The sequence below is a fragment of the Brachyspira catarrhinii genome (assembly GCF_005518285.1).
GTDB lineage: Bacteria > Spirochaetota > Brachyspiria > Brachyspirales > Brachyspiraceae > Brachyspira > Brachyspira catarrhinii.
Genome location: NZ_SJDU01000739.1, coordinates 1 through 560, shown reverse-complemented (window position 1 = coordinate 560; position 560 = coordinate 1). Strand labels below are relative to the sequence as shown.

1 protein-coding gene is annotated in these 560 nt (G+C 35.4%); it reads left to right on the top strand.

The window, feature by feature from the left end; translation table 11 throughout:
• The first annotated feature begins 27 nt into the window (after positions 1-27).
• Positions 28-429 (top strand): 30S ribosomal protein S8, encoded by a 402-nt coding sequence (rpsH, locus tag EZH24_RS13275; protein WP_137999474.1) that lies wholly within the window; start codon positions 28-30, stop codon positions 427-429.
• Positions 430-560 lie beyond the last annotated feature (131 nt).

Here is a 560-nt window from a genome sequence, read left to right as displayed (position 1 = left end):
AATTTTTGGAATTTAAGGAGATTATAAATGAGTGTTCATGACCCTATAGCGGATGCATTAACCGTTATCAGAAACGGTTGCAGGGCTAAAAAAGAAAATGTGACGATTCCGTTTTCTACAAAGATGGAAAATATACTTGCAATTTTGAAAAAAGAAGGTTATATTAACGACTTTAGTAAAGTTGAAGTAAAGAATAAAAATTTCTTTCGTATAGAAATTGATTTGAAATATTACGAAGGAAATTCGGTAATAGAAGGAATACAAAGAGTGTCCACGCCGGGACTTAGAGTTTATACTTCGGTCGATTCTATACCTCAAGTAAAAAACGGTTTCGGAATATCCGTAATATCTACGAGCAAGGGAGTTATGACGGATAAGCAGGCAAGAAAAGAGAATGTCGGCGGCGAAGTTTTATGTTATGTTTGGTAATGAGGGGATATTATAATGAGTAGATTGGCTAATAAACCTATACAGATTCCAGCGGGAGTGGAAGTTAAAGTAGACGGACATAAAATAACCGTAAAAGGAAAGAGAGGGGAGTTGACAAGAGAGTTTTTTGA

Bases quoted from the DNA above. Each gene is read 5' to 3' on its own strand.
- rpsH (WP_137999474.1), top strand. From the start codon at position 28: ATGAGTGTTCATGACCCTATAGCGGATGCATTAACCGTTATCAGAAAC.